Below are 16,079 nucleotides of genomic sequence, written 5' to 3'. Positions count from 1 at the left end.
TACGCATGGGAGGTGCCTCTTCTCATTATTATTGGGGTCGTCGCCCGGCAATGGAGCGAGAACAGCAGCGCCGGATGACGCTGCCGCGACATTAATGATCCAAGGGAAAGAGCGTCAATTCGATAAACGCGACTCTGTGCGTTTATCGAACAGCTTAGGCGAAGAGTTGCGCGCTGAGGTCGCGACTCGCGCTCAGGAGGCCAGGCAGGAAACGTTGTTCCAGCTCGTTGCGGCTGACTCGACCGGCGTGGGTACTGACGTTTAGCGCCGCGACCACTTGACCGGAAGCGTCGTACACCGGAACGGCAATCGAGCGCAGACCTTGTTCCAGTTCCTGATCGACGATGCACCAGCCTTGCTGCCGCACCTCTTGCAGGCATTCGAGCAACGCCTCGGGGGTGTGCAAGGTTCGACTGGTCTTGGCTTGCAACTCTGCATGGTCGAGGTACTCGCGCAGTGACGTATCGTCAAGCGCCGCGAGAAGAATCCGACCCATCGAGGTGCAATAGGCTGGCAGACGTCCACCCACCGACAGGTCGACGGAAATCAGTCGCTGGGTGGTGGCCGAACGAGCGATGTACAAGATGTCATCACCTTCCAGAGTGGCCATGTTGCAGGCTTCATGAAGTTGCTCGCTCATGCGGTCCAGGTAGGGCTGGGCGGAAACCGCCAGCGGCGTCGAGGACACATAGGCATGGCCAAGCGTCAGTACTTTAGGCAGCAGCGAATACGTGCGGCCGTCGGTGGTGGCGTAGCCGAGTTTGATCAGCGTGTGCAGGCAACGTCGCACAGCGGCGCGGGGAATTTCCGTGCGGTGACTGATCTGGGCGATGGTGAGGTGACGTTTGCGTTCCTGGAACGCTTGCACCACGGCCAGGCCACGGGCCAGTGAGGTCATGAAATCCGGGTCGCCGGTCAGTGCCTGAATCCGCTTGGCGGGCGAGGCAACGATCGGCGGCGCCACTGAAGCGAAGGAATTGCGCATTTGATCGTTCATATAAGGTCCTTTTCCACGCGGATCAACGGCTATTACAAGCGGCAGCCGGTCCCTCACACAACCCCGGGCAGCCAAGACCGTGCGATTATCGAACCATCGGCCGATAATCGCAATCGACTCCCACCAGGACCAGCCGATTTTTGAGCGGGCTTGCACCTGTTTTTACACTGGCTCTGACGCAGACTAGAAGTGGTCGATGTAATTGTCCTAACTTGTTCGACTTAATGGCGTCAGAAAGACATCACTGTAACGTCGTGCCGCCGAACGACCTAGTTAGCCGTATAAAGTTGCGAGTAACAAAACAATCACACATCAAGACCCACTTTTAACTCTTTGGCGATAGTGTTCTTTGAATCGACCGCTATAATGCAATACAGTGGTGACCGGTTATTAATTGCCGATTCCACCACCCGGCAGCGCGATGTTCCATCGCCGTTGCCCGCAGCAAGCGCCTGACACTCATTTCATATGCTTCGCCAAGGCGTTCGCTGAAACAGGAATCTGATGCTGCGTCAGCTGTTTATCTCTGGTGTCGTGGCCGCCTGCAACATGGAAGTAATTGATCGCAATGCCGTAAAAAATGATGCCTTTGCGGGCCTTGTCCATTCGGCGAGCGTGGTTAAATACATTTGATGCAGCGCGTTTCACCAGAATTCAACTCAACTCAATCAGGTAGCACTGTGACGAAAGACGAACTGCGCGCGGAACTTGAGCGCCAGGAACAACGTTACAAGGAAGTTTACGGCGGGGAAGTCACCACCTACGCCGCTCAGCCCGAACCGGAACGCAAACCCTGGCGTAAACGCGCCACCGTTCAGGATCAGGCTTTCACTCAAGAATTGCAGAAAATGGAAAAGGAACTCAAAGCCGAAGAGCCATAAGCCTCGGCCTGAATCCTTTCAAGGGTCTGCGTCTGCATCCGTTAAAAACGGGATGTATCGATGATGCCTTTCGCGCCCGCTACCAGCGGGCAGCGGCCACCTCACCCATCGGATGAGGCAAATGGCTCATGTCTGGCCCTCTTTTCAGATATTTCACACAAGCGTTCAAACCTCCTGCTCCGACGAGAGGACGCCTTGTGGCTGCGGCCTTTTCAAAGAAATTCAATGACTTGCAAAACCCAGTAAAAACCTGGGGTTTTGGCTGCTGCCACAAATTAATTCGTTGAAGAATGTTACCGATGAGCAGCAAGTGCATTGATTAGCAGTCTTTTCTGGCATAATCGCGCCCCCTTACGACCGGGTCAGAAAACCTTCATGATCGATTTATTCAGCGGACTAGATGCTTGGGTGCTTGTGAGCCTCTTGCTCGCCCTGGCCTTTGTCCTCGCCTTCGAGTTCATCAACGGCTTTCATGACACCGCTAACGCGGTGGCCACTGTTATCTACACCAAAGCCATGCCGCCTCATCTGGCAGTGTTCTTTTCCGGTGTGTTCAACTTTCTCGGCGTGCTGCTGGGCGGTGTCGGCGTGGCGTATGCCATCGTCCACCTGCTGCCGGTAGAACTGCTGATCAATGTGAACACCGGTCACGGGCTGGCCATGGTGTTCTCGTTGCTCGCCGCCGCCATCACCTGGAACCTGGGCACCTGGTACTTCGGTATCCCGGCTTCCAGCTCCCATACGCTGATCGGGTCGATCCTCGGTGTCGGCCTTGCCAACGCCTTGATCAACGATATTCCGTTGGCTGATGGTGTGAACTGGCAGAAAGCGATCGATATCGGTGCGTCCCTGGTGTTCTCGCCAATGGCCGGTTTCATCGTTGCCGCTCTGGTGCTGATCGGACTGAAATGGTGGCGCCCACTGTCGAAGATGCACAAGACGCCGGACCAGCGCCGCAAGCTCGATGACAAGAAGCACCCGCCGTTCTGGAACCGTCTGGTATTGGTGATCTCGGCCATGGCCGTGAGCTTCGTGCATGGTTCCAACGATGGCCAGAAAGGTATCGGCCTGATCATGCTGGTGTTGATCGGTATCGTGCCGGCGCAGTTCGTACTCGACCTGGGCAGCACAACCTACCAGATCGAACGGACTCGCGACGCAACCCTGCACCTGAGCCAGTTCTACAAGCGCAATGCCGATACGCTGGGTGAATTCCTGGCCTTGGGCAAAAGCGTGGAAGGCGACCTGCCGGAGAAATTCCGTTGCAATCCGCAACAGACCGAACCGACCATCACCGCGCTGCTCGGCACCCTTAAAGGTGTAGCGGACTACCACTCGCTGCCGTCGGAAAGCCGCATCGAAGTGCGTCGCTACCTGCTCTGCCTGGACGACACGGCGAAGAAAGTCAGCAAGCTTCCTGGTCTCGCTGCCCGTGAAAAGGCTGACCTGGACAAGCTGCGCAAAGACCTGACCACCACCACCGAATACGCCCCGTTCTGGGTGATTCTGGCGGTCGCCCTGGCCCTCGGCCTGGGTACCATGGTCGGCTGGAAACGCGTGGTTCTGACCATCGGCGAGAAGATCGGCAAGCAAGGCATGACCTACGCTCAAGGCATGTCTGCACAGATCACCACCGCGTGCATGATCGGCCTGGCCAACATCTTCAGCCTGCCGGTTTCCACCACCCACGTCCTGTCCTCGGGCGTGGCCGGCACCATGGTCGCCAATAAAAGCGGCCTTCAGGGTGGCACCGTCAGAACCATCCTGCTGGCCTGGGTCCTGACCCTGCCAGCCACAGTGGCCCTGTCGGCCGGTCTGTTCTGGCTGGCGTCGAAGGCATTGGGCAGCTGATACATCGCTGCAACGAAAAAGGCGCGCCTCGTAAGAGCCGCGCCTTTTTCATGCCTGCTGGAAAGTAGATCGTTCCCACGCTCTGCGTGGGAATGCCTCAAGGGACGCTCCGCGTTCCAGCTTTCGAAAGGGACGCGGAGCGTCCCGGGCTGCATTCCCACGCAGAGCGTGGGAACGATCAGATGCGTACTTCAATAGGAAACTGCAGGCAAAAAAAAGGGCAACCGAAGTTGCCCAAAATGCCTTGCGTGCTCATTGCTTCCAGAAAGACCTACGGTTTGCGCTTATGCGAATCCTTCCAGATAAAAAATCCAAACCCTGCAAAAAACAGAACCATGAGGCCGACTGTCAGCACTCCGGCGATCACCACGTTGTCGAAAAACATGACTGGCCTCCTGCACTTGCCTTGTTGCGATGGGGCTAAGTTAACCAATCAGGCAGGAGAAGAAATTGACCGGGATCAATGTCGCCCGAGACTGGGCGTAAAGGAGGGGAAATAACTGACCTGCATCAAGCGATGCAGGGTGTTTCAACGCTTTTTCGGTTTGTTCTTCGGCTTCTTCTTCGCTTTACCCAACGGCATGGCGTGCTCGAACGCCTGGCGCACTTCGTTCAAGCGCTTTTCATTAAGGTCATGAACCCGCTTGGCGCGTTCGGCGTTGAGGTCGATCAGCTTGTCGTCTTGGCTCATGGTGCTCAGTGCATCGCCTGGAATGAAGTTCAGTTGCCGCGTTTGCAGGCAAGGATATGCCAATAATGCGGTCTGACGGCAGCGCTGACCAGCCGTGACCTCAAATCTGGATATCGACCCACAACCCTTGCCGCGGCTGATCTTCCATTAAAGGCGCCACTGGCACAGTATTGTCGGCGTTGAGCTCGTCACCGGGAATCGCCAGGTGTTCTTCAGGATCTTCATCGGCTTCGCGGCGGCGCCTTTGCTGTTCCTGCTTGCGACGCTGTTCCTCGCGCAGCTGAAACCCCGCCTCTTCCGGATCGCGCTGTTGCAGGTCGATGGTGCTTTCGTTGGAGCTTTCCTGCACCGGCACCACGGGGGGAATATCCGGCCGCTGGCGAATCGGATCCTGCTGTGAGGTGATTGGCACGGCACTCAAGGGGAGCATCGGTAGAAGCATAATTATTAGTCTCCTGTCAGCAGGCTGTCGGCTGAGGGGATGGCGACTTGAGCCATCGGTCGCAAACTGTGACCCGTTTGGCACGAATAGGTGCCCCGACCTGCAAGCGCTGCATCGTTGGACTAACGTAAGACTTCGGGTTTTTATGAGAGTCCTTTGGCCCTGAAGCCCTCATTCCGTTAAGATAGCCCGCTTTTTCAAGGTGGGAGTCAGGCAGCATGGCGCAGCAGTATCAACCGGGGCAACGCTGGATCAGTGACAGCGAAGCCGAGCTGGGTTTAGGCACCGTTCTGGCACAGGACGGCCGCTTGTTGACCGTGCTCTACCCGGCCACTGGCGAGACTCGCCAGTACGCGCTACGGAATGCGCCCCTTACCCGCGTGCGGTTTTCGCCGGGTGACTCGATCACTCACTTCGAAGGCTGGAAACTGACCGTACAAGAAGTCGACGACGTCGACGGCCTGCTGGTTTACCACGGCCTCAACGGGCATAACGAAGTGGTTACCCTGCCGGAAACCCAACTGTCGAACTTCATTCAGTTCCGTCTGGCCAGCGATCGTTTGTTCGCCGGGCAGATCGACCCGCTGGCCTGGTTCTCCCTGCGCTACAACACCCTGGAACACACCAGTCGCCAGTTGCAGTCTGCGCTTTGGGGCCTCGGTGGCGTGCGTGCGCAACCGATCGCGCACCAGCTGCACATCGCCCGTGAAGTCGCTGACCGCATTGCGCCGCGGGTTCTGCTGGCGGACGAAGTGGGCCTGGGCAAAACCATCGAAGCCGGTCTGGTGATCCATCGCCAACTGCTCTCGGGCCGCGCCAACCGCGTGCTGATCCTGGTTCCGGAGAACCTGCAGCACCAGTGGCTGGTGGAGATGCGCCGCCGCTTCAACCTGCAAGTCGCGCTGTTCGACGAAGAACGCTTCATCGAAAGCGATGCCGCCAACCCGTTCGAAGACACCCAGCTCGCGCTGGTTGCACTCGAGTGGCTGGTGGAAGACGAGAAGGCCCAGGACGCGCTGTTCGCCGCCGGTTGGGACCTGATGGTCGTCGACGAAGCGCACCACCTGGTGTGGCACGAAGACAAGGCCAGCCCGGAATACTCGTTGGTCGAGCAATTGGCCGAAGTCATTCCCGGCGTCCTGCTGCTGACCGCAACCCCGGAACAACTGGGTCAGGACAGCCACTTTGCGCGTCTGCGCCTGCTCGATCCGAACCGTTTCCATGACCTGCACGCCTTCCGCGCCGAGAGCGAAAACTATCGCCCGGTGGCCGAAGCCGTTCAGGAGTTGCTGGACAAGGGGCGTCTGTCGCCTGAAGCGCACAAGACCATCCACGGTTTCCTCGGCAACGAAGGCGAAGCCTTGCTGACTGCGGTCAACGATGGCGACACCGAAGCCAGCGCCCGTCTGGTCCGCGAACTGCTGGACCGCCACGGTACCGGCCGCGTGCTGTTTCGCAACACCCGCGCCGCCGTGCAGGGTTTCCCGGAGCGCAAGCTGCATCCGTACCCGCTGCCATGCCCCGACGAATACCTCGAACTGCCGTTGGGCGATCACGCCGAGCTGTACCCGGAAGTCAGCTTCCAGGCGCAACCAGACGCCAACGAAGAAGAACGCTGGTGGAAATTCGATCCGCGGGTCGAGTGGCTGATCGACACGCTGAAGATGCTCAAGCGCACCAAAGTGCTGGTGATCTGCGCCCACGCCGAAACCGCCATGGACCTGGAAGACGCCCTGCGCGTGCGTTCCGGCATCCCGGCCACGGTCTTCCACGAAGGCATGAACATCCTCGAGCGTGACCGCGCCGCAGCCTACTTCGCCGACGAAGAATTTGGCGCGCAAGTGCTGATCTGCTCGGAAATCGGCAGTGAAGGTCGTAACTTCCAGTTCTCGCACCACTTGGTGCTGTTCGATCTGCCGTCGCACCCGGACCTGCTGGAGCAGCGTATCGGCCGTCTGGACCGGATCGGCCAGAAGCACATCATCGAACTGCACGTGCCGTACCTGGAAACCAGCCCGCAACAGCGCCTGTTCCAGTGGTACCACGAAGCGCTGAATGCGTTCCTCAACACCTGCCCGACCGGTAACGCCTTGCAGCATCAGTTCGGCCCGCGCCTGCTGCCACTGCTGGAAAACGCCGATGACGGCGAGTGGCAAGCGCTGATCGACGAAGCCCGCGCCGAGCGCGAGCGCATGGAAGCCGAGCTGCACACCGGCCGCGACCGTTTGCTGGAGCTCAACTCCGGCGGTGCTGGCGAAGGTGATGCGCTGGTCGAGGACATCCTTGAGCAAGACGATCAGTTCGCCCTGCCGATCTACATGGAAACCCTGTTCGACGCGTTCGGCATCGACAGCGAAGACCATTCGGAAAACGCGCTGATCCTCAAACCGAGCGAAAAAATGCTCGACGCCAGTTTCCCGCTGGGCGACGACGAAGGCGTGACCATCACGTACGACCGCAACCAGGCGCTGTCTCGCGAAGACATGCAGTTCATTACCTGGGAACACCCGATGGTTCAGGGCGGCATGGACCTGGTCCTGTCCGGCTCCATGGGCAACACCGCCGTGGCGCTGATCAAGAACAAGGCGCTGAAACCTGGCACCGTGTTGCTGGAACTGCTCTACGTCAGCGAAGTGGTTGCTCCGCGCTCGCTGCAACTGGGCCGTTACCTGCCACCGGCCGCCCTGCGCTGCCTGCTCGATGCCAACGGTAATGACCTGTCGGCCCGGGTCTCGTTCGAAACCCTTAACGATCAGCTGGAAAGCGTGCCGCGTGCCAGCGCCAACAAGTTCATCCAGGCCCAGCGCGATCAGCTGACGCCACGGATCAACGCCGGCGAAGAGAAAATCTTCCCGCGTCACGCCGAGCGCGTGGCTGAGGCGCAGCGTCGTCTGGCCGCCGACACCGACGAAGAACTGGCGCGCCTGACCGCGTTGCAAGCGGTCAACCCGACCGTGCGTGACAGCGAACTGGTTGCCCTGCGCAAGCAACGCGAGCAAGGCCTGGCCATGCTCGACAAGGCTGCGCTGCGACTGGAAGCGATTCGGGTGCTGGTGGCGGGTTAACTCCCCCTGCTCTGCCCCGCTAAAACAAAAAGGCCCGCAGCGATGCGGGCCTTTTTTTATCCACTTGATTATTGCGTTGTTGCCGATGGCCTCTTCGCGAGCAAGCCCGCTCCCACAGGGGAATGCATTCCAAATGTGGGAGCGAGCCTGCTCGCGAAAGCGGTTAAGCAGTCGCCGCAGAACCCACAGGCTCAACCACAGCCACCAACCCTTCTTTCATCCGCTTGGCATCACGCACAAAACACCGCGACGCCAAAAACAGAAACACCATGGTGAAAAACAGCGCCACCGGGATCAAATACATCGCGTCATGCAAGCCGACAGCCTTGAACGCCTCCGTCATCTGTTCAGCACCGGCCGAGAGCATCGCCGTATGCGCAAAGTGGTCGGACAATGCGCCCACCACCACCGGCCCCAAACCACCACCCAGCAAATACAACCCGGCAAAGAACAGCGCCATGGCCGTAGCCCGCAAGCGCGGCTCGACCACGTCCTGAATGGCGGTGTAAACGCAGGTGTAGAAGTTGTAGGCAAACAACCAGCCCACACTGAACACCGCCACAAATACCCCGATCTCGATCCGCCCGGAATGCAGCGCCCAAGCCGTACACACCGTCGAGATGATCAAGCTGAACGCGGCAAACAGCAGTCGCCCATTGGCCACCCGCTGGTGAATCTTGTCCGCCACCCAACCGCCCAGCGTCAGGCCGAACAACCCGGTCACGCCGACGATCACCCCGGTCGCCACCGCCGCTTCCTGCAACGGCATCAGGAAATAGCGTTGCAGCATCGGTACCAGAAACGAGTTGCAGGCATACGTGGCGAAGTTGAAGCACAGCCCCGCCATCACCAGCCACAGGAAAGTCGGCACCGCCAGCACCCGACGGATCGGCCGGTCTACGCGTTCCTGAGAAACCTGCACACTCTCTGCGGCGCCGCGTTTCGGTTCTTTGATGAAGAACATGAAGATCGCCAGGATCAGCCCCGGCACTGCCGCGATAAAGAACGGCGCGCGCCAGCTGTCGAAGGCCTTGACCATGGCGCCGATGGTGAAAAACGCCAGCAGCAGCCCCAACGGCAAGCCGAGCATGAAAATGCCCATCGCCCGTGCCCGGCGGTGGGCCGGGAACAGGTCGCCGATCAGCGAGTTGGCGGCCGGTGCGTAACTGGCTTCACCGATGCCGATGCCCATGCGCACGATCAGGAAAGCCCAGAAACTCCCCACCAGTCCGTTGATTGCTGTCAGCCCGCTCCACGCCGCCAGGCCCCAGCCCATCAATTTACTGCGCGAACCGGTATCGGCCATCCGCCCCAGAGGCAGGCCGGCAATGGCATAAACGAGGGTGAATGCGGTACCGATGATCCCCAGCTGAAAGTCGCTGAGGTGCCATTCCATGCGGATCGGTTCGATGATGATGGCTGGAATGGTGCGGTCGAAGAAGTTGAACAGATTGGCCAGGAACAGCAGGAACAGAATGCGCCAGGCATTCGCCGCTTGGGTCGAGTTCTGCATGGGTCCGTCTCTTTTATTGTTATTGGGGCTTCACTGCCAGCGCATCCGAGCCCGGAGCCTGCAATCTAGTCAGGCCCGCCAGAGCTGTCTGTCATTATTTGTAAAGCTGATATCCGCCCATGGAAGATGTCGCAGCTGATACAACAGTTATTTCCAAATGCTCTAACGCTCATTCCAAAATGGTTAGGGCCAATTTGCCACTATCGTTTGCACTCTAAACATGCCTTCTATACTCCAAAGCATTCGCCAGCGTTCATGGCGTCAGCCAGGATGACAATGGGGCATGCTATGGAGTGGCTTGGCTTGCATTTCATTACCGAGCTGACGGCGAACGGCCAGGTAATACTCAACTGCACACATGACCCTTTTCTGGTACTGCTGGCGTATTTGGTCGCCTGTGTCGGCAGCTTTGCCACATTGGACATGGCCGAACGGGTCGGTCACGTGGAAAAACCCGCCTCGCAGCGGCTCTGGCGCTGGGTCGGCGCCAGTTGCCTGGCGGGCGGGATCTGGGCCATGCACTTCATTGGCATGCTGGCGTTTCAGGCGCCGATCGACATTCAATATGAATTACCCATCACTCTCCTTTCTCTGTTGATCGCCCTGCTCGCCTCGTGGCTGGCCATGCATACGCTCAGTCATCCCCGCCTGAGTTTTTGGCAATATCTCCAGGCTTCGATCTGCATCGGCCTGGGCATCGCCACCATGCATTACGTGGGCATGAGCGCCATGCGTTCGAGTGCGGTGGCGTATTACCAACCCACGCTATTCGCCCTCTCCGTTGTGATCGCCATCGGTGCCAGCCTTGCAGCCCTGCTGATATCAAGTCATCTGCGCGACGGCACCGGCCTGTTCCATCAACTGCTCAAATACAGCGCCAGTCTGGTGCTCGGGGCAGGCATCATCTGCATGCACTTCACCGGCATGGCTGCCTTCAATCTGGTGCTGCCCGCCGACAGCCTCCAGCCGCTGCCCGGCGTAAACAATCATCTGCAACTGGGTCTGACGGTGGCGGTCATGACGCTGCTGATCATCGGCAGCAGCATCAGCGCGGCGCTGGCGGACAAGAAGCTGCAAAACAAAGAGCGCGACCTGCAGCGGGTCAACGCCCTGCTCAGTCAACTGGACCAGGCGAGGATGTCGTTACAACAGGTGGCGCACTACGACCCCCTGACCAACCTGATCAACCGCCGTGGCTTCAACCAGATCTTCGCCGAGAAGCTCATGGAGAAAACCAACGAAGGCGGCATGCTGGCGGTGCTGTTCCTGGACATCGACCATTTCAAGCGGATCAACGACAGCCTCGGCCATGATGCCGGCGACGAATTGCTCAAAGTCCTGGCCAGCCACATAAAATGCTCGGTGCGCAGCCACGAAGATGTGGTTGCGCGCTTCGGAGGCGACGAGTTTTGCATCCTCATCAGCCTGCATGATCGTGATGAAGCGCGGCACATGGCCCAGCGCATCATGGCGAAAATGAAGGAGCCCATCGAGCTGTCCGGGCGGCGCATGGTCATGACCACCAGTATCGGCATCAGCGTGTTTCCGGAAGATGGCAAGACCTGTGAAGAGTTGCTGAAAAACGCTGACCTGGCGCTGTATCAGTCCAAGGACAGCGGGCGCAATGGCCTGAATTTTTTCAGCGAAAACCTGAAAACCCGCGCGACGCTGGAACTGCAACTGGAAGAAGAGCTGCGCCACGCCCTGCGCGAAAACACCGGACTGATGCTCTATTACCAACCGATCTATGATCTGAAAACCGCTCAGGTCAGCAAACTTGAAGCGCTGGTCCGCTGGCAACATCCGGTTCACGGACTGCTGGCACCGGACCGGTTCATTGCCATCGCCGAGGCCAACGGCCTGATTGCCGAACTGGACAACTGGGTCCTGCGCAAAGCCTGTGAGGATCTGGGCGAGTTGTCGCGTCAGGGTTGCGAAGAACTCCACATCGCCGTGAACTGCTCGCCCCTGAACCTGGCGCGCGAAGAATTGGCCGATGAAATCGAACACGCGCTACGGGTCGCCGGAGTGGCGCCGCAGCGGCTGGAACTGGAAGTGACGGAAAATGCGCTGATGGGCAACATCGCCGATACGCTGGTGTTGCTGCGCCAGATTCGTGCCCTCGGTGTGTCGCTGTCGATTGATGACTTCGGCACCGGTTACTCATCACTGGCCTATCTCAAACGACTGCCACTCAACACGCTGAAGATCGACCGCTCGTTCATCCAGGACATTCCCAAGGCCACCCAGGACATGGAAATCGTTCAAGCGATCATCGTCATGGCCCACACGCTGCATTTGCAGGTGGTGACCGAAGGCGTCGAAACCGTTGAGCAATACGAGTTTCTGGAGCGTAACGGCTGCGACTTCGTGCAGGGCTACCTGCTCAGTCGTCCAATCCCGCTGGCGCAGTTGCGTCCGGTGCTGAGCGAAATCAACCAGCGCAAGCACCTGCACACTGTCAGCCCTTTGAGTCTGGCTCGCGGTACAACTGCACTAGCGTCGACGGATCTTTTTCCAGGAATCCCTGGCTCCCATGCAGTCGCATCAATTGTGCGGCCAGTCCACTGATCGGCGTGGCCGAGCCTTGCTCACGGGAAAACTTCACCGCGGTATCGAGGTCCTTGAGCAGCGTGCGCACATGCCATTTCACCGGTTCGAAACGGCTTTCGGCCATTTGCGGAGCAAGGATCTGCAATGGCTTTGAATCGGCGAAACCACCGGCCAGAGCCTCGGCGATCAGACTGGCCTGCACCCCGGAACGTTCGGCCAATGCCACCACTTCGGCGATCACCAGCGCATTGCAGGCGACGATCATCTGATTACAAGCCTTGGTCACCTGCCCCGCTCCGACAGCGCCCATGTGGGTCACGCGCTGGCCGAGGCTCAACAGCACAGGCCTGACGCGCTCAAGGTCCGCCGTTTCACCGCCCACCATGATCGCCAGGCTGCCAGCCTCGGCGCCGACCACTCCGCCGGACACTGGTGCATCCAGCCAGCTCATGCCGGTTTGGCTGACCAGCGCTGTCGCCATTTCCCGCGTCGCGGTAGGTTCCAGGCTGGAAAAATCCACCAGCAATTGACCGCTTTTCGCACCTTGCGCAATCCCTGTCGCGCCAAACACCACCTCACGAACCACCGACGTGTCCGCCAGACACAACATCACCACGTCAGCGTGCCGGCACAGCTCAGCCGGCGTGGGGACTTGTCGTGCGCCGGCCTCGACCAGCGGCGCGCACTTGGCTGGATTGCGGTTCCACACCGTCAGCGGATAACCCGCTGCCAGCAAGCGCCGGCACATTGGCAAGCCCATCAGGCCGACCCCGGCAAACCCGAGCGAAGGTAACGATGCCATCATCTGGCCTCCTTTTGATTAAAGATTGGCGAATATTGGCCGATTCATCATGACTTAGGAAAGGATTCCCCCGAGTAATGCTCAGGTCAAGGCCCTGACGCTTGGGCCAAATACGCGCTAAAAAAAGACGCGAGATCCCATCCGTGATGGTTCGACGACATCGTGTCGCTCAACCAACCAGCCCAGGTACATGGCGCACAATGACTTCTAAAAACAATCCGGCCCCTGCGATATCCGATCTGACGTTGAGCCCCGCGGCAAACAGCCCCGCACCGTCGAAGCCATTGACGCCATCGCGCCCGTTGGCAACTCAGCAATACCTGTACTTCACCGAAACCAATACCGACCGCATCCTCGATAATCTCGACGGTCTGCGCGACATGGTGTTCCCGCGCCCACCGCACCTGGAAGGCGACAGTGAACATCACAGCGATCAGGAATTCCCGTCGGTGTGCCTGATCGGCCTGGGCCGCTGCGGTTCGAACATCGCGCTGGACGTCGCCGAGCTGGTGTACAACGCCCGCAAGTTCTACCTCAACGAATTCAATAACGAAGACCGCCTGTCACCGGACAAGCGCTTCGCCGAAAAGGGCTACAGCCCGGCACAGTGGATTCGCAACAACCTGCGTCTGGGTCCGAACAAGGCGACCAAACCGGTATTCCTGGTAGAACCGCTGGTTATGCTCGGCGACCTGGACAAAGACATCGCCGGTCGCATCCGTTTCTCGCGCAAAGGCGAAAAAAGCGGTTTCCTGCGCGACTACAGCAAAATGAAAATCATGGACTTGTCGGAAGTCCACGCCGGTGGCGCCGGTAACGCGCCGATCCTCGGCCAGTACCTGGCCAAGATCATCCTGAACAAGGACACCCAGCGTTTCTCCAGCCCTGACTGGAAGATGATCCACTCGTACCTGATCGACAGCTGCGGGATCAAGGCCAACCAGTCGCGCCTGTATTTCTCGATCTTCAGTGCCGGTGGCGGTACCGGTTCGGGCATGGCCTCGGAATTCGGCCTGGCCCAGCAGCACTCGTACATGAACAAGACGTTCGACACCAAGCCGATGGACGAGCACGACGGCAAAAGCGGTCATTCCTTCGTCTTCGAGCCGATCTTCACCAGCGGCATCTGCGTGTTGCCGAACATTTCCGATCACCGCAGCGAAATGTCCGAGGCGCTGCACATCAACGCCGGGCGCCTGCTGTGCAAATACCTGTCGGAAGAGTGGGACTTCTCCTACAACTTCGCCAACGAAGACAGCAGCGAAGCCAGTGTCATGGGCCGTATCCGCCCATGGAACGCCATGATGCTGATCTCCAACGACATCATGCGTTACGCCGAAGAAAGCGATGACGGCAACATTCAGAACATCGACGTCAACGCGATGGAAAAGCACGCTAACCAATACATCTCACAGCAGATCTTCAACATTCTGACGGCGCAGGCGGTGACCACCGACTACGACCAGAACTATTTCCGTCGGGCTGGCATCGACATTGGCGAAACCATTCGCCTGGACGCCAACGACCTGTTCATGAGTCTGGCCGGCCCGGTGGCGATTGCCTACGCCGAGTCCGTGGTGCCGGAAACCCCGCCGCCGAGCAGCGACAAGTTCAAGGTGTTCGAGAAGGAACCGCAGCGCCTGAACATCGACGACCTGTTCTTCCGCTCCATCGACTTGCCGCACTTCAACAAAGTGACCCAGGCAATCGAAGGCATCAGCCTGTTGCCGATCGAATCCAAGCGCTATCGCGCCTCGCTGGAGCAGTACAAGAACTCAGGGTATGACGCGGCCGCCTTGCACGACCTGCACTTCTTCAAGAACTGCTCGTCGGTGGTGTCGATTGTTTCGTTGCCGAAGGACTACAAGCTGTCCTACATGGACCTGAACCGGTTGAAGACCCACCTCAACAGCCTGTTCCCGAACACCACGCTCAAGCGTTATGCGCTGGTCATCGGCGCGTCGGCCAACCTGTCGCTGACCACCCTGATCGCAAAAAGCCCCTGCCTGTCGGACGACTTCCTGACACTGATCGTGGCCTTCATCAAGCGTTGCTTCGCGAAAAACCCGTACCGTTTTGACGAGACCCTGGATAACTCGATCCTGGACTTCATCATTAATGAAGAGTTCGACGAGGACCGGATCGACGAACTACTTAATGAATTCGAGAACCCGGCGAAGATCCTCGATACCAACTGGTACGCGATCAAACCGATGTACGAGAAGAAGTACCGCGAGCTGATCAACGACAAAGACAAGTTCGTCTCGATCAATGACATTCGTCTGTCCCGGGATTGCGTGAAGAAGGCGATCAAGTACTTGCGCGAGATTTATCGTCACCGGATTGGCAAGACCAAGGTTATTTCCCTGAATAACCATACTGGCAAGACTGCCTGAGACCGACCTGACACCGCGTCGCGCCCTTCGCGAGCAAGCCCGCTCCCACATTCGACCGCATTCCTTCAGGAGGAACTCGGTTAAATGTGGGAGCGGGCTTGCTCGCGAAGACGGCTTCAGATTCAACACAAATCCAACATCCAGAAACAATTAAGCAGCCATCAGGCTGCTCGATAAACTGTTCCCGTTACGTTTACGTCACCGTGATGCTGGCCCGCCTGTGGCCTTTCTCTACGGCAACATGCCATCACGCTACTCGGCTACACACTTTTGCCCGACAAAGTCGCGCACCAATAGAGTGCACACCTTCAGCTCGTCGCCCTTTCCTGGATCAGAATCCACGGCGAAACGACCACTGCCCACAGCTCCGGATCACGTTCGAAAAGATCCAGCGCCCGCGTTTCAGACAGCTTGGCGACCTTGTCGGCGGCCAGCCAGGCAGCCACTTTCTCGCCTTCATCGGTCGCGACTGCTTCCGCTGCAGCAATCAAATCCAGACCGGGGTCGACCCACAATAGGGCACCCTTGGCGAAGAACGGCTCCAGCTCCTTCCAGGTAATAGATGCGGTTTCACCAAGCAGCTTGGCATAGAGGGTGCTAGGTTCTTGAGTCATGGGTCCTGTCCGGAAAAGAAATCGACGTCATCATAACGTTGGTGTTCTGGCAGAAAAACCCGGATGCAATTGAGTTACCGATTGAAAACAGCAGGAAAGCCAAGGATTGCTGATATTTCAGCTATAACCCCCGCCGCCATTCTGTCTTTTTCTTTCAAAAAAGCGACACCCTCTGATTTTGCCCCCTGGCGCCAGCTTCCCAGGCTAACAATTGGCGCTCTACACTGTACCGGTACAGTTGCCGGGGGCATTTTCCGGAGGATATCGAAGATAT

13 protein-coding genes are annotated in these 16,079 nt (G+C 58.5%); 5 read left to right on the top strand and 8 right to left on the bottom strand.

The window, feature by feature from the left end; all coding sequences use genetic code 11:
• Positions 1-154: 154 nt before the first annotated feature.
• Positions 155-997, bottom strand: a complete 843-nt coding sequence (gene pcaR, locus ASC74_RS03805; protein ID WP_008147316.1) for a pca regulon transcriptional regulator PcaR — start codon at positions 995-997, stop codon at positions 155-157.
• A gap of 459 nt (positions 998-1,456) precedes the next feature.
• Positions 1,457-1,603 carry a hypothetical protein gene (locus ASC74_RS31545; RefSeq protein WP_156400788.1) on the bottom strand — a complete coding sequence of 49 codons (147 nt, stop codon included), beginning with the start codon at positions 1,601-1,603 and terminating at the stop codon, positions 1,457-1,459.
• Positions 1,604-1,677: 74 nt separating this feature from the next.
• On the opposite strand from ASC74_RS31545, the gene ASC74_RS03800 reads away from it, so the two are divergent.
• Together ASC74_RS03800 and ASC74_RS03795 are read left to right on the top strand one after the other, a co-directional pair.
• Complete coding sequence (locus ASC74_RS03800) at positions 1,678-1,878, top strand: hypothetical protein (protein ID WP_007935837.1); 201 nt, start codon at positions 1,678-1,680, stop codon at positions 1,876-1,878.
• A gap of 375 nt (positions 1,879-2,253) precedes the next feature.
• Positions 2,254-3,729, top strand: coding sequence for an inorganic phosphate transporter (locus ASC74_RS03795; protein WP_056739323.1), 1,476 nt, complete (start codon positions 2,254-2,256; stop codon positions 3,727-3,729).
• A 271-nt stretch (positions 3,730-4,000) separates the two neighbouring features.
• On the opposite strand, the gene ccoM is transcribed toward ASC74_RS03795, so the two are convergent.
• The 3 genes from ccoM to ASC74_RS03785 all read right to left on the bottom strand — a co-directional run bounded on the left by ccoM (position 4,001) and on the right by ASC74_RS03785 (position 4,862).
• Positions 4,001-4,114 carry a cytochrome c oxidase subunit CcoM gene (ccoM, locus tag ASC74_RS32440; RefSeq protein ID WP_010462558.1) on the bottom strand — a complete coding sequence of 38 codons (114 nt, stop codon included), beginning with the start codon at positions 4,112-4,114 and terminating at the stop codon, positions 4,001-4,003.
• 144 nt (positions 4,115-4,258) lie between these two features.
• On the bottom strand, positions 4,259-4,420 hold the full coding sequence (locus ASC74_RS31800; RefSeq protein WP_095128014.1) for a hypothetical protein: 162 nt from the start codon (positions 4,418-4,420) through the stop codon (positions 4,259-4,261).
• Positions 4,421-4,520: 100 nt separating this feature from the next.
• Entirely contained in the window at positions 4,521-4,862 is a 342-nt protein-coding gene (locus ASC74_RS03785; protein ID WP_056739321.1) for a hypothetical protein, read from the bottom strand.
• Between the two features lie 218 nt (positions 4,863-5,080).
• Between ASC74_RS03785 and rapA the strand changes: the two genes are divergently transcribed.
• The gene (gene rapA / locus ASC74_RS03780) at positions 5,081-7,927 is read left to right on the top strand and encodes an RNA polymerase-associated protein RapA (RefSeq protein ID WP_046046215.1); all 2,847 of its coding nucleotides are present in this window, start codon (positions 5,081-5,083) and stop codon (positions 7,925-7,927) included.
• Positions 7,928-8,090: 163 nt separating this feature from the next.
• Here the strand turns inward: rapA and ASC74_RS03775 are convergent, their stop codons facing one another.
• A complete protein-coding gene (locus ASC74_RS03775) occupies positions 8,091-9,440 on the bottom strand; it encodes a spinster family MFS transporter (protein ID WP_056739319.1) in 1,350 nt (449 codons plus the stop codon).
• Positions 9,441-9,728: 288 nt separating this feature from the next.
• Between ASC74_RS03775 and ASC74_RS03770 the strand changes: the two genes are divergently transcribed.
• Positions 9,729-12,011: a putative bifunctional diguanylate cyclase/phosphodiesterase gene (locus tag ASC74_RS03770; RefSeq protein ID WP_082555755.1), complete on the top strand. Its 2,283-nt coding sequence runs from the start codon at positions 9,729-9,731 to the stop codon at positions 12,009-12,011.
• On the opposite strand, the gene ASC74_RS03765 is transcribed toward ASC74_RS03770, so the two are convergent.
• The gene (locus ASC74_RS03765) at positions 11,902-12,798 is read right to left on the bottom strand and encodes an NAD(P)-dependent oxidoreductase (RefSeq protein ID WP_056739315.1); all 897 of its coding nucleotides are present in this window, start codon (positions 12,796-12,798) and stop codon (positions 11,902-11,904) included. The two genes, ASC74_RS03770 and ASC74_RS03765, sit on opposite strands and share 110 nt — an antisense overlap.
• 197 nt (positions 12,799-12,995) lie before the next feature.
• Here ASC74_RS03765 and ASC74_RS03760 point away from each other — a divergent pair, with 197 nt between their 5' ends.
• Positions 12,996-15,191 carry a hypothetical protein gene (locus tag ASC74_RS03760; RefSeq protein ID WP_056739313.1) on the top strand — a complete coding sequence of 732 codons (2,196 nt, stop codon included), beginning with the start codon at positions 12,996-12,998 and terminating at the stop codon, positions 15,189-15,191.
• Positions 15,192-15,499: 308 nt separating this feature from the next.
• Here the strand turns inward: ASC74_RS03760 and ASC74_RS03755 are convergent, their stop codons facing one another.
• Positions 15,500-15,805: a DUF2288 domain-containing protein gene (locus ASC74_RS03755; RefSeq protein WP_033059033.1), complete on the bottom strand. Its 306-nt coding sequence runs from the start codon at positions 15,803-15,805 to the stop codon at positions 15,500-15,502.
• Positions 15,806-16,079 lie beyond the last annotated feature (274 nt).

It is taken from the genome of Pseudomonas sp. Root329, assembly GCF_001424925.1.
Classification (GTDB): domain Bacteria; phylum Pseudomonadota; class Gammaproteobacteria; order Pseudomonadales; family Pseudomonadaceae; genus Aquipseudomonas; species Aquipseudomonas arabinosi.
Note: the sequence above shows the minus strand (reverse complement) of the source record. Positions and strands in the feature narration are given on the sequence as shown.

Coding starts and splice junctions, on each gene's coding strand:
- pcaR (WP_008147316.1), bottom strand. CDS start 997: ATGAACGATCAAATGCGCAATTCCTTCGCTTCAGTGGCGCCGCCGATC.
- ASC74_RS31545 (WP_156400788.1), bottom strand. CDS start 1,603: ATGGACAAGGCCCGCAAAGGCATCATTTTTTACGGCATTGCGATCAAT.
- ASC74_RS03795 (WP_056739323.1), top strand. CDS start 2,254: ATGATCGATTTATTCAGCGGACTAGATGCTTGGGTGCTTGTGAGCCTC.
- ccoM (WP_010462558.1), bottom strand. CDS start 4,114: ATGTTTTTCGACAACGTGGTGATCGCCGGAGTGCTGACAGTCGGCCTC.
- ASC74_RS31800 (WP_095128014.1), bottom strand. CDS start 4,420: ATGAGCCAAGACGACAAGCTGATCGACCTCAACGCCGAACGCGCCAAG.
- ASC74_RS03785 (WP_056739321.1), bottom strand. CDS start 4,862: ATGCTTCTACCGATGCTCCCCTTGAGTGCCGTGCCAATCACCTCACAG.
- rapA (WP_046046215.1), top strand. CDS start 5,081: ATGGCGCAGCAGTATCAACCGGGGCAACGCTGGATCAGTGACAGCGAA.
- ASC74_RS03775 (WP_056739319.1), bottom strand. CDS start 9,440: ATGCAGAACTCGACCCAAGCGGCGAATGCCTGGCGCATTCTGTTCCTG.
- ASC74_RS03770 (WP_082555755.1), top strand. CDS start 9,729: ATGGAGTGGCTTGGCTTGCATTTCATTACCGAGCTGACGGCGAACGGC.
- ASC74_RS03765 (WP_056739315.1), bottom strand. CDS start 12,798: ATGATGGCATCGTTACCTTCGCTCGGGTTTGCCGGGGTCGGCCTGATG.
- ASC74_RS03760 (WP_056739313.1), top strand. CDS start 12,996: ATGACTTCTAAAAACAATCCGGCCCCTGCGATATCCGATCTGACGTTG.
- ASC74_RS03755 (WP_033059033.1), bottom strand. CDS start 15,805: ATGACTCAAGAACCTAGCACCCTCTATGCCAAGCTGCTTGGTGAAACC.